Here is a 20,555-nt window from a genome sequence, read left to right as displayed (position 1 = left end):
TAAGCGATCTTCGATTCATCATTCTTCATTCTTCATTCATCATTTCCTCACGCATCGCACCCCATACCCCGTTGCCGGATATTCGGCGGTGACGGTGATGCTGAGGTCACTGTTGACGCGCAGGGCATACCCTTTTTGCTGCCCGGTGCCTTCGGCGGCCCAGAGGCCGATATCGCGGTAGATAGCCGCCGCGTTGGCGCGGCCGTCGTTATGCCGGATACTGCCCATATAGGGGAAATAGAGCCACTGCCCGTCGTCGCCCGCCACATAGCGGCGCGATTTGACATGCTCGCCGGTGACTGTGCCGTTGCGGCTGTCGCGGAATGCGATCAGTTCAGCCACCGTCGGCAAGCGCCAACCTTCGGGGCAGGGGGTATTAGCCGGCGTACTCCACAGGAGATTGCGGGCGTATTGCTCATTGCTGTTTGTATTGAGCCAGTCGTATGCCGTCGATACGCCATAGACAAACTGGTCGCGGTTGGTGCCCGACAGGGCGGCCAACAGGCTGACAGGTCCCCGGACACGCGCCGGTTCGGGGTTTTGCGTGAACGCCTTCGTGCGACCCCACTGGAAGTAATGGCCGGTGGAGGCGGTCGATGGCGTTGAGGCCTCGAGCAGGGTCTGCCCTACGTTGACCGGCGCCCAGTAGAGGTTGCCGATACGCACGGCACGCGTATTGGTACCGGGGTAGACGATATGGTTGGCATCTAAGCGGAGATAGGTATAGAAATCGGGGTTGACCGAATTATACATGCGAAGCTCCGCTTTGATATCGCCGACGGGCGGCTGTCGGAAGACCACCGCGTAGTATTCGAGGGTGTATATGCCCTCTTTCTCTGTCTTATACTTATAGACCATCTCATCGATCGAGGCGATACCCAGACCTGCCATATCTTCGAGGGAGATATTGAGGTAGTAGTCGGTGCCCTGGATCGAGCGTACCCTGAACCAGATGGCATAACCGGGACCCACATGGTCGATCAGGCAGGTATGCGCGGTCGGATTCCAGGTGTTGAGGCTGACATCGTCGCCGGCGGCGTTGACAAAATGCAACTCTTCGAGCTCACAACTGTAATCGGGAGCGAAAAGCAGGCGGAGTGTGTTGTAGAGTTCCGGCTTGGCGGCGTTCTCGATGCGTATCTCTATCTCGAACTCGTCGATTGGTTTTTGCGGGAAGGTGATCTCATATAATTCCATGATTTCGCCTTCTTCGATCACCATGCCTATCTTACTGATGAAACGGGCACGCGCTTCGGGGGTGGCCAGTCCCAGGTCTTCCCAGTTTCCATTGAGCAGAATCACTTCGGGTTCCGTCTCCTGTATATTATGCACCACAAAGGTGATCGTATAGCCCTCTTCGAGGTTGTCGAGGTGGGCTGTTTGTGTTTCTTCATCCCAGAAGCTTTGCGTTTCGGTCTCTCCCTCTTCGTTCTTAAAGGCTACATCGTCGTATTCGGGACGTTTGAAGGTAGGTGTAACGGGGATGGTGATGCCTTCCGACCATTCACTGACGGCAACCGACCAGTCGATATCGGTTCCCTCTTCGGTTAGCTGAAGCAGAAGCTGGTAACGGGTATTGCGTGTCAGCGGGATCATCTGTCCGTCGCGCATCAGTTCGATGCGTTTCGTATAGGGTTCTCCGTCGAACAGGCCGTCGATCTGCAAAGCGGTATGGGGTACCGAGCCGTCGTTGGCCGCCTCGTAGGCATAGAGCCCGTCGATACGGAGGTCGTCGTTGCAGACGAGCGTGTCGTTTTCCGCTGGCCGGACAGGAATATTAAAAGCCTCTTCGTTTCCTTCTACTATATAAGTATAGGTTTTGGGATTGATCAGGGTAGCCGATTTCAGGAGAAAAGGTTTCTCCGGTGCGTTGGCCGCTTTGTTGACAATGTCGATGCGTGCCACCAGACGGATAAGTCGGATCTCTTCCTTCACATAGGTCGATTGGGTAAGCGCCACCTCCTTATGCCCCAGCATCAACAGGGGCGGGTGAATGCCTTTATCGGTGAGGGGAACGGAGGTGAGATCAAACAGGTCGTCCCATTGAGTTACCCGGCTCACTGCGTCGGTGAGTCCGTTCTCCCGGTAGTTGGCCAATAATGCCACCTCGCTCTTGCCGGCGAAGCTCTGGCTTTTGATCTGCAGGGAGATCGAATAGGTACCGTCCTCTTCGTTGAAGGTGATCTCGTTGTTGTCGTCGGTAATCAGGAAGGTGTAGAATCCGCCCTTTTTGTAGTGCTGATCGCCCACCTTGCCCTGGTCGCGGGTGCGCACGAAGCAGGCAACCGAACGAATCGAGGTCTCGCCATCCAATATCCGGAAGAGTTCGTCGGCACGCGTGCGTACACTGGCGAGGCGAATCTCCAATCCGGCCATATCATCGCCTAAAGACGGCGTCTTGTCGGTGGGGATCCACGTCTCGTTATAACAGGAGGTCAATAAGAGTCCCGCTATCAGGTATATGAATATGTTTATTCGTCGTTTCATTTTTCGCCTCCCTTCGGTCACAACATGAAAACCAGTGATACAGCCGCCCGGGTAGGGCCAATATAGGAACGGGCAGTATGGCCGATCAACTCCCTGCAGTCGGAGCAGAAGTATTGATCGTATTCCATACGCAGATAACCGCCGCTGAGCGATAATTCCAATCCCCAGCGCTTGTTCAGTACAAAATGATACCCATAGGTCAATCCTCCGCCATAGAGGTTACCTTTATACGTATGTTCTTTTAAATCGTCGATAAAAGGGATATTACCTATATTATAGGCGGCATAAACGCCATTCACTCCGAAGAAATGACCCTTAAACGCTTCCCGCATCCAGAAACGCGGCTCCATCCTGACAAGCCAGTGACGCAGGCTGAGGTTATCGGGTAAATCCCAGGGATTGTGACCAACCGAAAAATCAAGGCTCCACCGGTTATGCAACATGACCTCCAATCCGAAATTCGGTGTGGAAGTCGCCCAGTACAACAGATTAGTCTTTTCGGCTACCTTTTGTGCGTTTATCTTTCCGGGAAGGAAAAACAACGGCAACATACATAATATGATCCAATTCTTTTTCACAGGTTCCAGTCCTTAGAAAATTATTCAAACGCATGACATTTAATTATACTTTACACAATGAAGTATACTCCCAGAGGTTGCGTATTGCTCGATTTCTATTTCGGTTATTCTAAAACTACTTTTTCTTTTTCTTTGCGAAGTTAGAAGGAAGGAAGAGAGTAGTCAAGCATGAAAAATACTAAAATCACCTTTTCTCAGAATCAAAAAAAGAGACCAAACGGAAGTCAATAAATAGACAGGACAATAAACATATTACCGGAAGTCTTTGAAAAGCAAAATATGCCTTGTATAAACGGTTACTTCACGCACAATCAAAAAACCGATAATCTAATTTTTATAATTGTGGCAGTTTTTGTCTTAATTGCTTTTTCCGGAACATTTTTTGATTTATTTGCTCCTAAAAGCTTGCATATCAAAAGGATAATACGTATATTTGTCAGAAGAGGGAGAGATCGTTTTAAAGCTTTACTATGAAAATGAAGGGATTGAATACGCTATTTTTAGAAACGCTAAACAAAAAGTTTCCCAATAAGTCCGAATTGGCAGAGCGTTTGGCCGACCTGCTCAATACCGATAAAACATCTATTTATCGCCGGCTGCGCGAGGAGGTGCGCTTCTCTGTCGATGAGGTGGGTATGATTGCCCGGCACTTTGGCCTTTCATTGGATGAGATCACCGACAATATCCGGGAGAAGGATTACCGGACCGTTAAACTGGAGCTACCGAATATCACCGACCAGGATGGTATTCTGTATGATTTATTGGAGGAACATCTGTTCTGTTCGGAAAAGTTTCTGTCCGGTGAAGATTCCGAACTGGGCGCCGCTTTGGGGGTTTTGAACCGGGCATTCTTCCTTTCCTATGATAACCTGGCGCGTTTCTTTCTTTTCAAATGGGGGCGTTATTATACCGATTTGGATGAATACCGCCGCTTCGAGACGGTACAGGTGGCCGAGCCCCTGAAAGCTTTGCAAGAGCGGGAGCGGACGAACCTGATGCAGTTCAAAAGAACCTTTTATATATGGGATGTGCAGATCATTCCGAACTTGGTCAGGGATATCAAATACTATGAAAGCATCAGCCTGATAAGCCGGGCAGAAACGCAATTAATCAAAGAGGATTTGTTTGTCATGTTGGACGATTTGGAAAAGCGCGTGGCGAACGGCAAATACCCGGAGACGGGCAACCGCTTTGAGTTTTATACGGCATCTATGAATATTCATACCTCCCATGCCTATATGCACTCGGAAGACAACTGGGTGTATTACCTGAGCGCGTTTGTGGTTCGCTCAATGTTTACACAGGATCCCGAATTGTGCCGCGATATGAAAAACCGTATCAACTCGCAAAAAGCCTCTTCGATTCTGATTTCCGAAAGCGGCGAAAAAGAACGCCTGTACTTCTTCAACAAACAACGGCAGGTGATAGATACGCTGTGAAAGAGGGTCTCTCCTCTTAGCGATTTCTTCAAACTATCATAAAAATCCCTATTCTTCGGAGCTATCCTCACCTGTTCCGGATATTCCCTCTTCATTATAAGAGATAATCATTCTCAAATTTTGAATTGTAATGGATATACAGTACTTTAGGCTGCTATAATAACAAACTACCCTGAGTTTTTGTGTATGATACGTACGATCTTAGTCGATGATCACGCCCTGTTTCGATTAGGCGTGAAAAGTGCTATTATGAATGGGCATACCGACATCGGTATTGTCGGTGAAGCGGATAGCGGAACGGTCTTGTTCTGTCTGCTCGAAACTACGACGCCGGATATCATCCTGTTGGATATACTGCTACCCGACATGACTGGAACAACTATTGCCCGCCGGCTACGAAAAGAATACCCTGCTATAAAGATACTGGCGATCTCGGCAGAGAACACGGCAGAGGTGGTGCAGGAGATGATCGAAATAGGCATCGAAGGGTTTATCAGCAAACGGCAGGGAGGGGTGGATGAAATTGCAGAGGCCATCCGCACGATTATGAACGGATATGAGTATTTCGGCCATGATATCTCCGCCATCATCTACAAAATATACGTGTCGAAAAAGCGGACAGCCGACGTCACCCCGGAATTTACCGATCGGGAAAGGGAGGTGATCGGGCTTTGCCGCGACGGCCTATTGAGCAAACAGATTGCCGAACGGCTATGTATCAGTTCGCGCACGGTAGACAACCATAAGAATAACATCTTCCGCAAACTTGGCATCAACAACACGATGGAGATGGTGCAATATGCCTTAAAACATGGAATTATCCGCATCGAATAACAAGCTATTATAGTATGAAATACATCATCGCGATCATTTCTTTCTGCCTGGCATACCAACTGCAGGCACAAACAACTCTTAGCGTAACCGAACGCATTCAACTCTATGAAAAGGAGATTGCCGAAGGCCAGGTGGATGAACTAAAAATGCTGAAGAATTACATCGACTTAATCACGCTTTGCAGCCCGATTGATATGGGAAAGACCTATCGTTACTTCCGGGAAGCGGTAGCCTATGCGCAGGAGAAAGATCAGTTAGACTGGGAGTCGGCCTATTGGAGGCGGATAGCAGAGGTATATCAAGACCTGGGAAAGAGCGATTCTTCCTATTACTGCATAGACAAAGCGATTACGCTTATAAAAGGGAAAGGGTTTGATTATGAGCAATGCGCCAATTATCAAGTGCAAGGGGGTGCTTTCTTTGCGGGATATGAATATGAGAAAGCATTGGATGCCTATCTGAAGGCATTGGAATTAAACGAAAAAGATAAAAGCCAAAAGGTGGCGGCGCAGCAAAACATCCTGAATAATCTCGGCATTGAGGCGTCTACCTATTCGATGATCGCTGATATTTATGTCAAATTATTGAATTACGACAAAGCGATCGACTACTTGCTTCGCGCGAAGAAGATCATGGACGATAACCCCACCGAGCGAATTGCCTTTGTCTATTTCACGATCGAATTGAATGGCATGCTTGCCAGTATGTATACTACAACGAAACAACCTGACAAAGCATTGCCTTTGCTGCAGAAGAGTTACGAAATGGCTGTTGAAAAAGAATTAGTGCCAGAAATTGTCTTAGCGTTATGCCGATTATCCAACTTTTACTACACAGAGCGAAAAGACTATCAGCAGGCCTTTACCTTTGCCCGGGAGGCACAAGAAATATCGGAGAAAACGTCGATGCCCAACCTGATCAGTTCTGCTGAAAAAAGCCTGACGAAAGCCTGTTTCGGTTTAAAGGACTACAAAACAGCCTGCCGTTATGCCGAGCTGGTGTTGGCGCATGTTGAAAAAGAAGATTGGGAAAACCTGTATGATATCTACGGCTATTTAATCATGATGTATGCCCTGTCGGGCGATATAGCCCAATCGGAAGCCTATCTGACGAAATACAACGAAGCGGTTTCAAATCTGTCGGATGCGAATCTCCATAACTCTCTGCAGGAGATGGAGGTGAAATACGACGTGCAGCAGAAAGAGCTGGAGATTGTGCGTCAGCAATCAGAATTAGACAGACAGCGCACCAAACAGTATGTTTACATCGGTGGACTGATATTAGCAAGCATATTACTCTTGTTATTTATCTATATTGCAAACCTGCGCAATAAACGCAATAAAATCTTAGTCGAATCGAATGCTACCAAAGATAAGTTCTTCAGCCTTATCTCGCACGACCTGAAAAATCCGGCCATTGCCCAGCGCGATGCCTTACAGCAGTTGATCGCCCATGCCGGCGAATGGGACACCGAGTCGCTCTCGCAATATTATGAAGAGCTGCTCATTTCGGCCGACGGGCAGGTGGAGTTGCTCTATAATCTATTGAACTGGGCACAGGTACAAACCGGACGTATGCCCTATGCCCCGACCCAATTCGACCTGGTTTTCGAACTCCGTTCCGATATGGCTTTGGCAAAAAACATGGCGGATCGGAAAGGCATCAGTCTGGATCTCCAAATGCCGGAAACGGCGATTGTGACGGGAGACCGCCATATGCTGACCACCGTTGTACGCAACCTACTCACCAACGCAGTAAAGTTCACCGACAACGGTGGAAAGGTTCACCTGGAGATACAACCGGAAGCGAACGACCGTTATAGGATTTCCGTAGTCGACACGGGAACAGGCATGAGCCGAGAACAACTGGAAAACCTCTTCCATATCGGTCATCAACGCTCGCGCACCGGAACAGTAGGTGAATCGGGCAGTGGACTGGGTCTTAATGTTTGCCGGGAATTGATCGAAAAGCACGGAAGCACTATCCACGTGCAAAGCGAAATAGGCAAAGGAAGCCGTTTCTGGTTTGTTTTACACAACACACCAAAACACAGAAATTCAACACATTAAACACTATTCCGTTTGCCTTTTTTCGTCGAAAGAAAAAGCATATGAATGAACAAAGAGAAATGTTCTATAACTGCTTGATTTTGCTAAAAATGGAGGATTTCTTGGAAATCGAGTAGGAAGAAAATGAAGTAGTTTTCTTCCTACTTTCCTTTGTTCCGAAACCGTCAGTTCCGAAATGCGCATTTCGGAACCGAGTTATTCTGTAAGTGAATCTATAAATTCTCCATTTTTTTTATTTTGTTTTTATTATGCAGCATAAATAGTACATTATGGAAACAAAATAACGTATTAAGATGAATTAAGGACATTTCCGTTTTGCCAACAAGACGAAAATATACCGTTTTTGTTTTGTGCACAAAACAAAAGAGCTTTTTCTCATTCATTTGCTGGGTAACTTACTCCCATTTGTTTGGTGACTAATAAATAATTTGCAATAAAGGACACAATTTGTACATCAATGCAAATTATTTATACCTTTCGCTCGAAGATAATCCACTGAATATAAGGATGTAGACAAGACAAAATTATACCATATATATGTTTTTTATTACTACTAAACTTGTTGAGTTGCCTTGTGCGGTCACTTGCTCCCTGACTTACACGGTAATAACCGATTAGTGTTCAAAAAAAGTATTTATTGGTTTAAAATTGAGAAAGATGACTGCATATCCAAACTTTTATCTATCTTTGTAACCGCCGTAACAGTTACGGGTGTAACAAAAAAGAGAACATGAAGTTTTATAATAGGATAAGTGAACTAGCAGAGCTGAAACGGATACAAAACTTGTCGTTCAGTGACCACTCCCGTCTGACTGTAGTAACAGGAAGAAGAAGAATTGGTAAAACAAGCCTTATCATGAAGTCGGTCGTAAATTTACCGACTGTCTATCTGTTTGTCGGTCGTAAAAGCGAAGCAACGCTTTGTTCTGAGTTTATTCCGATTATAAGTCAATCACTCGACACATTTGTTCCTGCGGAAATACGCACCTTCCGGTCATTGTTCCAATATCTGATGGAGCTAGCTTCGCAGAAATCGTTCAATCTTGTCATTGACGAATTTCAGGAGTTTTACAACATCAATGAATCGGTATATAGCGACATGCAGAATATTTGGGATGCCTATCGGAAGAAGTCTAAAATGAATCTGATAGTATCCGGTTCTATTTATTCGTTGATGCAGAAAATATTTCAGAACAATAAAGAACCTCTATTCGGTAGAGCGGATAATATCATCAAACTATCTGCTTTTGATTTAACCACGCTAAAAGAAATTATGCGTGATTACAATCCCTATTATACCAATGATGACTTGCTTGCGCTTTATACCTTTACAGGTGGAGTTCCCAAGTATGTTGAGTTATTTTGCGATAACATCACATTGAGTATAGATGAAATGATTTCATTTATGGTTCGGGAAAACTCTCCCTTTACCGATGAAGGAAAAAATCTATTGATAGAAGAGTTCGGAAAAAATTATGCAACCTACTTCTCTATCCTAAGTGCCATCTCAGGAGGTATCAATACACAACCCGAAATAGAAGCAGCATTAGGAGATAAAAGCATTGGTGGACAAATCAAGCGGTTAATTGAAGATTACAATATCATTATTCGCCAACGCCCTATATTGGCAAAAGAGGGAAGTCAAGCCGTTCGGTACGAAATACAAGATAATTTTATTCGTTTTTGGTTCAACTATTTCGACCGCCATCGCTCGCTGATAGAGATAAAGAACTTTGTTGGATTGCAGGCTATCATTAAATCCGACTATCCAACTTATTCGGGCATCATGTTGGAAAGATATTTCAAACAGTTGTTTGCTGAAAGTTTCCAGTACAGAGCCATTGGTTCATGGTGGGAACCTAAAGGTAATCAGAACGAAATTGATATTGTTGCTCTGAAATTGGAGAAAAATCAAGCAGTAGCAGCAGAAGTAAAGCGACAGAAGAAGAACTTCAAGCCAGAGTTATTGGTAGCAAAGGTAGAGCATCTTAAGAATAAGTTGTTGCCAAAGTATCAGATTGATAGGGTTTGCCTATCGTTGGAGGATATGTAGTGGTTATTGTGAACTCGTTTTATAAGTAAATACAATCTTATTCTGAAATATAAATTCAGATGATACGATTAAGAAGTTGAGATGACAAGAAAATTAAAAAAAGAACCTCCACCGGGGTTTGACGTTGATCCCTTACTTTGATTTGTCCCCGGATGTCCATTTTTAGACGTTGAAATGCAAAGAAAAAGCCTTGAAATCTCTGAATTTCAAGGCTTTTATCTAAATACATCTTCTTAAAAGTGGTGCCACCAGGAATCGAACCGGGGACACAAGGATTTTCAGTCCTTTGCTCTACCAACTGAGCTATGGCACCCTTGCTTGCGCGTTTTTGTACCGTTTTTTTCAATACGGGTGCAAAGATAGGGAAAGTTTTATTGCAACCAAATTATTCGGGAAGAAAAGAAAGTAAAACGGGATTATTTTTTATCACGATTATTCTTCAAAACACTCTTCCCCACGAAGAGAAGGCCTGTATTGTGAGAAAAACGGATAAAAATTAACGGAAATATTTGATGATATGAAAATATTTGTACCTTTGCATGCGTATTGAAAAAACGGGATGTAGCACAGTTGGCTAGCGCGCCACGTTCGGGACGTGGAGGTCGGAAGTTCGAGTCTTCTCATCCCGACAAAAAGGCTGACAATCAATGATTGTCAGCCTTTTTTGTTGTATTTTACTTTAACCACTCTACTTTATTAATACCCAAAAAGATCTTCTTTCGTAAGCTTACGGATCGGGCCGTATTCAGCCAATGATTTCAGATCCAGGTCTTTCTCATCACCCAGGACACAGTAGGTGTATTTGCGGCCTTTGATCCATTTCTGCTGGAAGGCTTTCACATCATTGAGGGTCATTGTCTGCGCCTCGTCGTAGAGTTGTTTGCGTCCGTCGTGATCCAGCCCCAGGTCTTCCGAATAGATATACGACCAAAGGATATCCGATTTACTTACCCGTTCGGTACGCATACGCGTGATCAGCGACTCTTTCGCCAGCGAGAAGGCCTGTTCCGACTCCGGCATATTATTGATAATATCGTCAAAGGCTTTCATCGCATCGATCATCTTATCATTTTGTGTCGCAATAAAAGAGCGATAGATATACGAATACTTCTCTTTAGAAGGTGCATTCAGGTAGGCACTGGATGAATAAGCTAACCCACGGGCTTCGCGCATTTCCTGAAAAACAATCGCATTCATGCCACCACTGAAATATTCATTATACATCGTAAGTATGGGGTAAATGGTCCAATCAAAGGCTTCTCCCCGGTTGGATACAGCCGTATAATAGATCTGCGACGCATCGTACTGTGCCAGTAAGACTGTATTCTCGGTTGTTTTAGACTGCACAAACTCTTTCCCTGCTGGTATCGGCTCGAAGGCATCGGGCACCTTGTGGTATTTCTCGATCGATGCGATCAGTTCCTGGGGTTTATCCGGTCCATAATAGAGGACTCTATGCTTATACGAATTGATTTTGTGGATGCGATCAACCAATTGTGCCGGATCCATATTTTGCAATTCCGCGTTGCTCAGTACATTCTTCGCCGGAGAATCGGGACCCCATATCGCATATTGGGTCAGCATATTGAAATTCTGACTCTGGTTCAATTTGGCATTCATCCGACGTTTCTGTATATCCGCCGCCAGATTGGCGTAAGCCTCTTTATTCACCTGCGCGTCGGCAAGCAGTTCTTCAAAGAGCTGCATCGCCTCAGGCATCTTTTCGGCTAATCCTTCCAGCGAAACGTATGTGCGTTCGCTTCCGGGGCTAACACCAAAATAACAGGCCAATTTATAGAATTCCTCATTGATCTGCTGCAGGCTCTTGGTCGAGGTGCCCAGGTATCTCATGTATTCGAAAGCCGTTCCCAGCGCCTTGTCGTTGTTGTTACCCATATCGAACACATAAAGCAGGGAGAAGATATCGTTGGTTTCGTTCTGTTTGTAAAGCACCTCGATATCATTCTTTGTTTGCAATTTCTGCATATCCTTGTTGAAATCGATGAATACCGGTTCGATCGGCTTCACTTCGGACGCCTGGATCTCCGCCAGAAAGGCGCTGGTTTTGTCGCGATTGGTTTCGATTGGGGTGATAGAGGGCTTTTCGATCTTTGTTTCGTTCGGATCTTTTCCCTGACGCTTGTAGACCACCACGTAGTTATCGCCAAAATATTTGTTGGCAAACGCCACAATGTCCTGCTTGGTGATCTTACTCAAACGATCCATCTGTTCCACCTGATCTCTCCAGGGGGTACCGTTGATAAACGAATTGATAAACAGGGAAGCACGCGCGCTGTTATACTCCAGACGCGACATTTCCGACAATTTATAGTTTTTAATCGTGGCTTCCAATAGGTCTTCGCTAAATTCTCCTTTCTTCAGTTTGTCTATTTCTGCTAAGAGAATATCTTTCACCTCGTCCAGGGTTTGTCCGCTTTTGGGGCGTCCGTTCAATATAAAAGAGGCATGATCCGCCATGGTCCAACCACTGGCATACGAGCTCAATACCTTTTGCTGCTGGGCAATGTTGATATCCATCAATCCCGCTTTCCCGTTATACAGGATACTACGTGCCAATCCCATCAAATCACTCTCAAGGCTTGAGGCTCCCGGCATACGCCATCCGATATTTACATTTTCGGCATCCACGCCAAATACCTCCTGCGTGATCACCTCTTTGATGGGCGATGGGTGGATAGCCGGTTGAGCCGGCAGGCTTTCATTGGGTTGCATATCGCCGAAGTAGGTATCGATGATGCGGATCATCTCGTCCGGATTGAAGTCACCCGACAGACAGATCGCCATATTGTTAGGCACATACCAGGTCTTATAATAATTCTTGATATTGGTGATCGATGGATTTTTCAGATGTTCCTGCGTTCCCAATACGGTCTGCAAACCATAGGGATGATCGGGAAAGAGAACAGCCATCATGGCTTCATTCACTTTCCGACTATCGTTCGTAAGCGACATATTCTTCTCTTCGTAAACTGTTTCTAGTTCGGTATGGAATCCGCGGATCACATTATTTTTAAAACGATCAGCCTGTATCTTTGCCCAGTTCTCCACCTGGTTGGCAGGAATATCTTCCTGGTAAACCGTTTGGTCGAACGAGGTATAGGCATTGGTGCCGTCGGCGCCGATTGCCGCCATCAATTTATCGTATTCATTGGGGATCGACAGTTTGGATGCCTCGTAAGAGATGCTATCGATCTGTGCGTAGATCGCTTTGCGTTCCGCCTCATCGGTGGTCTTGCGATAGACTTCAAAAAGGCGTTCGATTTCGTTCAGTAAAGGCTCTTCCTGTTCGTAGTTTTGCGTACCGAACTGCTTGGTGCCTTTAAACATCAGGTGTTCAAAATAGTGTGCCAGTCCGGTAGTCTCTGCCGGGTCGTTCTTTCCTCCTACTCTTACCGCGATGTAGGTTTGGATCCGTGGCGTTTCCTTATTCACTGTCATGTAGACCTTCAGACCGTTGTCTAATGTGTAGATACGGGCTTTCATCGGGTCGTTCGGTACAGTCTCGTAATTATACGGAGAGCTCTCCTGGCAAGCCGTCAACATACCCATGATAACAGCCAGCGCAATTAACAAAAAAGAATTTCGCATAATATTTAGTATTAGGGATTAATTGGCATCAAATATAGAATTTATTTTACGAAAAAATCGAAATGCCCTTCTGTTTTTCTACTTGCCGAATAGGTGACGGATAAAGTCTGCCGGCGCCAGGTAGATCATACGCGGCCCGATATAACGCATCACCTGGCGCACCTTTTCGCGCATCGCCGGTTTGTAGCAATGAACCGGACAATGCTTACAGGCTGTTTTCTCTTCACCATACGGACAACGATCGAGTCGCTGATGGGTATAGGCGATCAGGACTTCACATTCCGGGCAAAGCTGTTCGTTTTTCTCCTTCTTCCGGCAATAGATCCGCACCATTCGCTCAATGGTCACTTTTTCTCTTTCGATGCGTGATTGTTTCATGCAGCCCATCTGTTTTTTTGTAGCGGACAAAGATAGTGAAAGAAGTTAAAGTAGGTAAGCAGTGTGGAACTAAGCCACTGAATACACAAAAAAAGAGTTGTTTCCCGCAGGAAGCAACTCTTTTTTTATGCGTTCAATCATTCTTGACTTATTCCACAATGACAGGTTTGTACTTCGGCACCAAAGACTTCATAACCGTCCAACCGATCAGGTAAGCCACGGCACAGATACAGAAGATAATGAAATAGCCCGCCGGTTTGCCTTGAAATCCCATAAAGGTCATCTGTGCTTCGTCGGCATACACAAACAGGTTACCCGCGCCCTTTTGCATAATCATAGAGCCGATACCACCCGCCATACCACCGATACCCGTGATAGAAGCAATGGCTGATTTAGGGAACATGTCGCCTATCGTCGAGAAGATATTGGCCGACCAGGCTTGGTGAGCCGAACAACCGATGGCAATCAGAATCACCGGAATCCAGGCAGCATGTTTACCCCAATCGGCAAAATACATACCCAATGGCTGCGCAAACAATACCAACAGCGGGAAGAAAGCAAAAATCAACATCGCTTTCATACGAGCCGCATAGGGATTGCTACCGCTACGCTGGATAAAGATCGTAGGCAGTTTACCTCCGTAGATAGACAATACGGTTACAATAGCATAAAGCGTAAAGATCAGTGCCATACCCAACCCTTCCGTCGTCTTAATATTAAACTGTGTGTTCAAATAGGTAGGCGTCCAGAACAGGAAGAACCACCACACACCGTCGGTCATGAATTTACCGAAAGCAAAAGCCCAGGTTTGTTTGTAAGAGAAACATTTCCAGAAAGGTATCTTTTTCTCTTCTTTCTCCTGAATAACTTCTTCCGCTGTCAGGTCGTTTTTGTCTTGTTCGATGTATTCTATCTCGGCTTCGTTGACAAACTTACTCTTCCGGGGCGCGTCATACAGAAATACCCAGAAGCCCATCCAGATGAAACCCAGGGCACCAATCACGATGAAAGCCATCTCCCAACCAAAATGTTTCGCCAGAATAGGGATCGTCAACGGAGCAGCCAGCGCGCCGATAGAAGCACCGGAGTTAAAGATAGAAGTCGCGAAAGCACGGTCTTTCTTCGGGAAATATTCCGCCGTTACCTTAATAGCGGCCGGGAAGTTTCCGGCTTCACCCAACGCCAATATACAGCGGGCGGCAATAAAGCAATACATACTGACCGTGGAGATCACCACCGCCACCTGACCCGTAGCCTGCGCCAGTTCAGCAGCAGATCCAAGTCCTACATATTGTTCGGTGACAATGCCGCAAAGCGCATGCATACAAGCACCTGCCGACCATACGCCGATAGCCCATAAGAAACCCTTTTTGCTGCCCATCCAGTCGATAAAACGACCGGCAAACAACATACAGATGGCATAGACAATAGAGAAAATCGCGTTAATGTTTCCGAAGTGTTCTTCGTTCCAGTGAAACTCAGGCTTGATAAACTCATCCCAAGTAAGCGAAAGCACCTGGCGATCCAGGTAGTTGATGGTAGTTGCAAAAAAGAGCATGGCGCAGATGGTCCAACGGTAATTGGTCATCTTTCCCTGTGCATTTTTGATGTTACTCATGATACATTATGAATTAGGTTTATAACTATTACGCAATTCTGGGGAGCAAATATAGGCTATTTTTCCGCTATTTCATGGTTGATCTGACATTTTTTGAAAAAATATGTGCGCGCACACTATTAAAAAACAAAAACAAATAGGAACAAACAAGCTTCGAGTTTTATTAATAACCTTCAGCAAAGTGGTTCCTATCTTTAGTTTTATTATCTTCCCGCCGTAAAAAAACTAAATCGTATGAAGACAGAAAAAGAGAAGATGCTGGCCGGCGAATATTATGATGCCAGCGACGAAACATTAATGACACGCTGGCACTTTGCCAAAAAACTAATGAAAGAATTCAACCACGCCGATTCGACCGACAACCGGAAACTCAACAACCTGTTGAATATGTTGCTGGGTTCAAAAGGCGAAAACCTATGGATCTCGGCGCCATTCTTTGTGGATTATGGGGAGAATATCCATATCGGAAACAACTGCGAGATCAATATGAACTGCGTTTTCTTAGATTGCAATAAGATTACGATCGGTGATAATTGCGGTTTCGGCCCCAATGTGCAGATCTATGCCGTAAGCCATCCGGTCGACCCCGTGGAGCGCCTGGCGGGTCAGCGGGGCGGGGTTTTCTCTACCTGGAAAATCAATTCGGCACCGGTCACGATCGGCAATAATGTGTGGATCGGTGGCGGATCAGTGATCATGGCGGGTGTGACCATCGGCGATAACACCACCATCGGAGCCGGAAGCGTTGTAACCAAATCCATTCCTGCCAACTGCTTAGCCGTCGGAAACCCCTGTAAAATCGTGCGGGAATTGTAAAAAATTCCCATAAGCCAAAATGACAAAATGATATTTTGCCGGGAGAATTTCGCCGAAAACCAAGGACTTTGCGAAAAAACTCCCGGGAGTTAGCATTCGTTAACATTTGAAGTGTAAGCAAACAGGGGCTATTTTAACTAAAAACAGGCCCTGTTTGCTTACACTTGTGTTTTGGAAAATCGTAAAACCACCCACACACACCTCCCGCCCAAATAAATTAAAAATATACCAAGAAATTCATGGTTTGCAAGAACTTTTTATTCCCTTGGTTTGTTAATTCGTCAAGTAGTTTTGTTGATTTAGCAAATTTACCCGTGAAATTTTAATATTTCATTGATATTGTTTTTGATTATTAATTTATATACTACTTTTGTCACTCGAATTTGCTTGGGGTCATCTCTGCATGGGACTGACGAGACATTGGTATAAAAACGTGTGTGTGTTATGGAATGGTTGTTTTTGTTGATAACATTTTGTCTGTCAGTCGTTTTGACGGCTATTGTTTTACCTGGTATTTTAAAAATAAGCCATAAAAGAAAATGGTTCGATTCGACTGATTCACGCAAAGTTCATTCAGGAAATATTCCTCGTTTAGGCGGTTTATCCTTTCTTCCCGTCATTCTTTTTGCCTGCTTTTTCTCCGTAGGAATGTATCTATTATCCGGATTCATTTTATCAAATGGTTTTATGAAAGTATTATCTCAGGTAAGTTTTTTTATCTGTGGAGCTCTATTATTATATATGACCGGTGTCCGCGACGACCTGGTCGGAGTGCGCTATCGCTTTAAATTCCTTATCCAATTTATTGTCGCTTCCCTCCTACCCGCCTCCGGTCTTTGGCTGAAGAATCTGAACGGCTTGTTCGGCATATACGAACTGGCTCCCTGGGTAGGTATCCCCATTACTGTCTTATTGATCGTATTGATTATAAATGCCATGAATTTTATTGATGGCATCGACGGCTTAGCGGGTGGACTCAGCTTAGTCTCCCTGATCATTCTGAGTACCCTGTTTGCATTTAGCCATATGTGGATCTATGCCGTGATCTCTCTGGCGACCGCCGGAGTGCTTATCCCATTCCTCTATTATAATATGTACGGGAAAGCCGAAAGGCAAAAGAAGCTCTTTATGGGCGACACCGGCAGCCTGACATTGGGCTATCTGTTGGCGTTTCTTTGCCTGAGCCTCTCGGCGAATATCCCGATCGTGATTCCGGTGTTGTCGAAAGTGCCTGTTTACATAGTGGCCTTCTCCACCCTGTTTGTACCAATGTTCGACGTGATACGCGTGATGATCGTGCGTATGGCGCACCATAAAAACCCGTTCCTGCCGGATAAAAACCATATCCACCACATGCTATTAGCCAAAGGCTACAATGTACGCAAAGCCATGGGCACCGTCATCCTGATGGCTTACCTCTACGGCATCCTCAACATCCTTGCCCTTTCCAGAGGCCTCGACATCAACCTCATCGCCTTCGCCAACCTCCTGATATGGATCACCTTCAGCTTCTGGCTATCCAAAGGCCATAAAACCCAAGCCGAAGCAACGGCTACCATCACCGCCACCACTTCCCCACAACCCCAATTCCAGGAAGCCAAAGCGGTAAAGATGAAGGAAAAGAGGGCGTAAGGCTGGGGAGATAAAAGAATCTACCATGCCCAATAAGTGCAAAGGTATATATAGCCATATGCGCGCAGTTCACCTGTACGACTCTTCATCCGAGGTAGGGGGAGGCGTCGTTATCAGGAATAGAAACACAAAAATATGTCACTCCTTTTTCAAAGATGTTCAATGTCTTGGATATACATTCAAGACATCCAAGTATCTATTGGTCAGAAAGTGGGATCGGATTCGGAAAGTCTATTTCAAATCGAAGAAATACGCGGATATTATCAACCGCCTGAAAGAAATATCGCCGGATCTGATTCTGATAAATGGTTCTGACACCAATTCGATACAACATTTGTTGAAGAAAGAGCTCCCCAACATCTACGTGATCACCTTTTTCCATAACTGCGAGTACGAATATCATAAAATGTTTTTACCTGCCTACGATATCATAAGAAGGTATTTCGTGTATAAAGAAGAGCACCTCTCTGTTACATACAGTGACGAGATATGGGGACTCACAGAGAGAGACAGCCAATGTGTCAATAAATTGTACGGAAAACCATTCGACCTGGTGTTGCCCACCTCCTTTGAGGATATAGCAGACAACGCTTGGCAAACCGTACCCAACGAAGAGTTGACCCTCTTATTTGTCGGCACCTATTTTTTGCCAAATATCAATGGCTTGATCTGGTTTGCCAAATATATCATGCCTTACGTGCAGGCACGTTTATTTATTGTAGGAGCAGGCATGGAAGAATTAAACGCGTTGATCGGCGGAAACGATCGAATACATATCCGGGGAAGAGTAGACAACCTGGAAGAATGGTATAAAAAAGCAGACATAGTGGTATCACCTATATTCGAAGGCAGTGGTATGAAAACAAAAACAGCAGAAGCCTTGATGTATGGCAAACCCATACTGGGCACGAACGAGGCTTTTGTCGGCTACGAACGTATGGATATCGAAAAAGCCGGCGTCTTATGTAATAACGCGGAAGAGTTCATCCAATGGATCAACCATTTTTCAAAAAAAGAAAACCGCGCAACCCTTCAGCAATATTCCACCTATGCCCGCACCGCCTTCCTCGAACACTATTCCTTCGATGCCACTAAACAAATTGTCGGAAAACATTTTGAGAATAGCGTGTTTCCTTGTTGAACAACCCTTCGTGCGCCTTTGCGTTACTCCGTGGTAAAGAATAATCCAACCACCAAGGTGTACTAAGTCGCACCAAGTAAAAGAAATTCCTTGTGGTTTTAAGCAATTTACCATTAAAATAGTATTTTTACATAAGATAGGATGCGCCTCAACATAGCTCAACCAACGGTCGCTTAGCGCAAGCGTAAAGCAAACAAGTTTGGCTCTGTGTTCGACTTTCACTATCTTTGTATTGGTAACTTCAACTAATATAGCTATGGCCTTTTCAGCGAATTTGTTTTGGGATGTAGATCCTGCCGATATAGATATGGACAAACACGCGGCATTTATTGTCGGACGAGTGTTAGACTATGGCCTTATGGAAGACTGGCTTTTTATTCGCGATTACTACGGCATAGAGCGCTTAAGGGAGATTGCTTTAGGGATAAGGAGTATGTTCCCGGAATCCCTTTCATTTATCGCAACAGTAACCCAAGTGCCGGAAAACCAATTTAGATGCTACAAACAATTACAGTCGAAGAATCCACACTGGAACTTTTAAAGAAGATACAAGAGATCCCCTTGTTTCATTCTTTTCGTTTAGTAGGAGGCACAGCGCTTGCTTTGCAAATAGGGCATCGCTTTTCTATTGATCTGGACTTTTTTGGGAAACATAATTTTGAAACGCTTCAAATAATGAACTCCTTAGAAACTGATTTCTTTCAGGTTGTTCTGAAGTATGACAAAAGAGTGATAAAAGTATTGGAAATAAACGGCGTAAAAGTAGATATCGTAAATTATCCCTATGAGTGGATAGAGCCACCCGTTGAAACGGAAGGAGTACGAATGGCCGGGCTGAAAGATATAGCGGCAATGAAATTATCCGCTATTACCAACCGGGGTACGAAGAAGGATTTTATGGATATTTATTTTCTGCTTCAAATGTTCTCTTTAGAAGAAATGTGTACGTTTTATACGCAAAAATATCGGGACGGTTCTCTTTTTAATGTTATCAGAAGCCTCTCCTATTTTGAAGATGCGGAAAGCGACCCAATGCCCAAATTATTTCAAAAAGTGGATTGGCTAACAGTGAAGTCCACCATACAAGAATGCATTCGAAGCTTTAAGTAAATCCCCCCTTCGTGCGCCTTCGCGCCCCTTCGTGGTAAAGAAACTAACCACTAAGTATCACCAAGTCGCACTAAGTAGAAGAAAACTACCTAAAACTCCTTAAAGCTCCCCTCCTGCCTGAGGAGGGGGTGGACCGTTGCTTGCAACGGTGGGGTGGTGGGAGAGCGATCTTCGATTGCTTTATGCTTCGCTAAGCGATCTCCGATTCATAATTAGAAATTCATAATTCACCATTAGTAACCCCTTCGTGGTAAAAAATAACCTAACCACCAAGTCGCACCAAGTCACGCCAAGTAAAAGAAATTCCTTGTGGTTTTAAGCAATTAACCATTAAAATAGTATATTTGTATAAAATAAACAGCTATGACTTTACTGGAATTGAATGCAAAAAAGGCAGAGTTAGTGCAAACCATTTTGAACGATATCGATAGCGAAGAAGTTTTGAATGAGTTGTCACAAATGGTAAAGAAGCTGACTGCACCCAAATATCCCTGTATGCATTCTATAGAGGAGCTCCGTTCTTCTGCAGCCGATGCTCTCCAAGCATATAAAAAGGGAGATGGCAAACACTTTACCACTCAGGAAGAGATGCGAAAAAGGCATACCTCATGAATATCATTTGGTTACAAAAATCTACAATTTAATCCTGGATGAAATAGAAATATTACGTACTCATCCTTATATTGCGATGGTTGACTATAACCCGCGTTTGGTGCTGCCGTGCTGATCCCCGTAGTCTAACGGAATGATTAAAAAACTAAATCCTCTGTGTCTCCCGTGTTATATAAAAC

The 20,555-nt window shown here is 44.8% G+C and carries 14 protein-coding genes and 2 tRNA genes; 10 read left to right on the top strand and 6 right to left on the bottom strand.

Translation table 11 applies throughout. The features are described 5' to 3' along the window. Positions 1-39: 39 nt before the first annotated feature. Complete coding sequence (locus M2137_RS07400) at positions 40-2,487, bottom strand: hypothetical protein (protein ID WP_280765824.1); 2,448 nt, start codon at positions 2,485-2,487, stop codon at positions 40-42. Between the two features lie 17 nt (positions 2,488-2,504). Next, entirely contained in the window at positions 2,505-3,065 is a 561-nt protein-coding gene (locus M2137_RS07395) for a DUF3575 domain-containing protein (RefSeq protein ID WP_280765823.1), read from the bottom strand. Positions 3,066-3,541: 476 nt separating this feature from the next. Between M2137_RS07395 and M2137_RS07390 the strand changes: the two genes are divergently transcribed. The 4 genes from M2137_RS07390 to M2137_RS07375 all read left to right on the top strand — a co-directional run bounded on the left by M2137_RS07390 (position 3,542) and on the right by M2137_RS07375 (position 9,460). Next, complete coding sequence (locus M2137_RS07390) at positions 3,542-4,504, top strand: hypothetical protein (RefSeq protein WP_280765822.1); 963 nt, start codon at positions 3,542-3,544, stop codon at positions 4,502-4,504. Positions 4,505-4,690: 186 nt separating this feature from the next. Further along, on the top strand, positions 4,691-5,338 hold the full coding sequence (locus tag M2137_RS07385; protein WP_280765821.1) for a response regulator transcription factor: 648 nt from the start codon (positions 4,691-4,693) through the stop codon (positions 5,336-5,338). A 14-nt stretch (positions 5,339-5,352) separates the two neighbouring features. Beyond that, a complete protein-coding gene (locus M2137_RS07380) occupies positions 5,353-7,407 on the top strand; it encodes an ATP-binding protein (RefSeq protein ID WP_280765820.1) in 2,055 nt (684 codons plus the stop codon). A gap of 730 nt (positions 7,408-8,137) precedes the next feature. Beyond that, positions 8,138-9,460, top strand: a complete 1,323-nt coding sequence (locus tag M2137_RS07375; protein WP_280765819.1) for an ATP-binding protein — start codon at positions 8,138-8,140, stop codon at positions 9,458-9,460. 240 nt (positions 9,461-9,700) lie between these two features. Here M2137_RS07375 and M2137_RS07370 read toward each other — a convergent pair. Further along, positions 9,701-9,773: transfer RNA gene (locus M2137_RS07370), tRNA-Phe, on the bottom strand. Positions 9,774-10,015: 242 nt separating this feature from the next. Here M2137_RS07370 and M2137_RS07365 point away from each other — a divergent pair. Next, positions 10,016-10,089: transfer RNA gene (locus M2137_RS07365), tRNA-Pro, on the top strand. A 67-nt stretch (positions 10,090-10,156) separates the two neighbouring features. Here M2137_RS07365 and M2137_RS07360 read toward each other — a convergent pair. From M2137_RS07360 to M2137_RS07350, 3 genes are all read right to left on the bottom strand, one after another. Beyond that, positions 10,157-13,030: a M16 family metallopeptidase gene (locus M2137_RS07360; protein WP_280765870.1), complete on the bottom strand. Its 2,874-nt coding sequence runs from the start codon at positions 13,028-13,030 to the stop codon at positions 10,157-10,159. Positions 13,031-13,147: 117 nt separating this feature from the next. Further along, the gene (locus tag M2137_RS07355) at positions 13,148-13,447 is read right to left on the bottom strand and encodes a nitrous oxide-stimulated promoter family protein (RefSeq protein WP_280765818.1); all 300 of its coding nucleotides are present in this window, start codon (positions 13,445-13,447) and stop codon (positions 13,148-13,150) included. A 148-nt stretch (positions 13,448-13,595) separates the two neighbouring features. Beyond that, positions 13,596-15,065: an MFS transporter gene (locus tag M2137_RS07350; RefSeq protein WP_280765817.1), complete on the bottom strand. Its 1,470-nt coding sequence runs from the start codon at positions 15,063-15,065 to the stop codon at positions 13,596-13,598. A 234-nt stretch (positions 15,066-15,299) separates the two neighbouring features. Between M2137_RS07350 and M2137_RS07345 the strand changes: the two genes are divergently transcribed. The 5 genes from M2137_RS07345 (at position 15,300) to M2137_RS07325 (ending at position 20,376) form a co-directional block, all read left to right on the top strand. Then, complete coding sequence (locus tag M2137_RS07345; RefSeq protein ID WP_280765816.1) at positions 15,300-15,881, top strand: sugar O-acetyltransferase; 582 nt, start codon at positions 15,300-15,302, stop codon at positions 15,879-15,881. A gap of 687 nt (positions 15,882-16,568) precedes the next feature. Next, a complete protein-coding gene (locus M2137_RS07340; RefSeq protein WP_280765815.1) occupies positions 16,569-17,513 on the top strand; it encodes an MraY family glycosyltransferase in 945 nt (314 codons plus the stop codon). A gap of 25 nt (positions 17,514-17,538) precedes the next feature. Continuing rightward, the gene (locus M2137_RS07335) at positions 17,539-18,654 is read left to right on the top strand and encodes a glycosyltransferase (RefSeq protein WP_280765814.1); all 1,116 of its coding nucleotides are present in this window, start codon (positions 17,539-17,541) and stop codon (positions 18,652-18,654) included. Positions 18,655-19,149: 495 nt separating this feature from the next. Next, the gene (locus M2137_RS07330; RefSeq protein WP_280765813.1) at positions 19,150-19,764 is read left to right on the top strand and encodes a nucleotidyl transferase AbiEii/AbiGii toxin family protein; all 615 of its coding nucleotides are present in this window, start codon (positions 19,150-19,152) and stop codon (positions 19,762-19,764) included. 363 nt (positions 19,765-20,127) lie between these two features. Then, positions 20,128-20,376 (top strand): hypothetical protein, encoded by a 249-nt coding sequence (locus M2137_RS07325; protein ID WP_280765812.1) that lies wholly within the window; start codon positions 20,128-20,130, stop codon positions 20,374-20,376. Positions 20,377-20,555 lie beyond the last annotated feature (179 nt).

It is taken from the genome of Parabacteroides sp. PFB2-10 (assembly GCF_029893085.1).
Lineage (GTDB): Bacteria > Bacteroidota > Bacteroidia > Bacteroidales > Tannerellaceae > QVMG01.
Note: the sequence above shows the minus strand (reverse complement) of the source record. Positions and strands in the feature narration are given on the sequence as shown.

What these genes read in the sequence shown, in the direction of transcription:
- M2137_RS07345 (WP_280765816.1), top strand. Translation starts at nt 15,300, where the DNA reads ATGAAGACAGAAAAAGAGAAGATGCTGGCCGGCGAATATTATGATGCC.
- M2137_RS07375 (WP_280765819.1), top strand. Translation starts at nt 8,138, where the DNA reads ATGAAGTTTTATAATAGGATAAGTGAACTAGCAGAGCTGAAACGGATA.
- M2137_RS07340 (WP_280765815.1), top strand. Translation starts at nt 16,569, where the DNA reads ATGAAAGTATTATCTCAGGTAAGTTTTTTTATCTGTGGAGCTCTATTA.
- M2137_RS07355 (WP_280765818.1), bottom strand. Translation starts at nt 13,447, where the DNA reads ATGAAACAATCACGCATCGAAAGAGAAAAAGTGACCATTGAGCGAATG.
- M2137_RS07385 (WP_280765821.1), top strand. Translation starts at nt 4,691, where the DNA reads ATGATACGTACGATCTTAGTCGATGATCACGCCCTGTTTCGATTAGGC.
- M2137_RS07360 (WP_280765870.1), bottom strand. Translation starts at nt 13,030, where the DNA reads ATGGGTATGTTGACGGCTTGCCAGGAGAGCTCTCCGTATAATTACGAG.
- M2137_RS07400 (WP_280765824.1), bottom strand. Translation starts at nt 2,487, where the DNA reads ATGAAACGACGAATAAACATATTCATATACCTGATAGCGGGACTCTTA.
- M2137_RS07330 (WP_280765813.1), top strand. Translation starts at nt 19,150, where the DNA reads ATGCTACAAACAATTACAGTCGAAGAATCCACACTGGAACTTTTAAAG.
- M2137_RS07390 (WP_280765822.1), top strand. Translation starts at nt 3,542, where the DNA reads ATGAAGGGATTGAATACGCTATTTTTAGAAACGCTAAACAAAAAGTTT.
- M2137_RS07350 (WP_280765817.1), bottom strand. Translation starts at nt 15,065, where the DNA reads ATGAGTAACATCAAAAATGCACAGGGAAAGATGACCAATTACCGTTGG.
- M2137_RS07335 (WP_280765814.1), top strand. Translation starts at nt 17,539, where the DNA reads ATGCCCAATAAGTGCAAAGGTATATATAGCCATATGCGCGCAGTTCAC.
- M2137_RS07380 (WP_280765820.1), top strand. Translation starts at nt 5,353, where the DNA reads ATGAAATACATCATCGCGATCATTTCTTTCTGCCTGGCATACCAACTG.
- M2137_RS07325 (WP_280765812.1), top strand. Translation starts at nt 20,128, where the DNA reads ATGACTTTACTGGAATTGAATGCAAAAAAGGCAGAGTTAGTGCAAACC.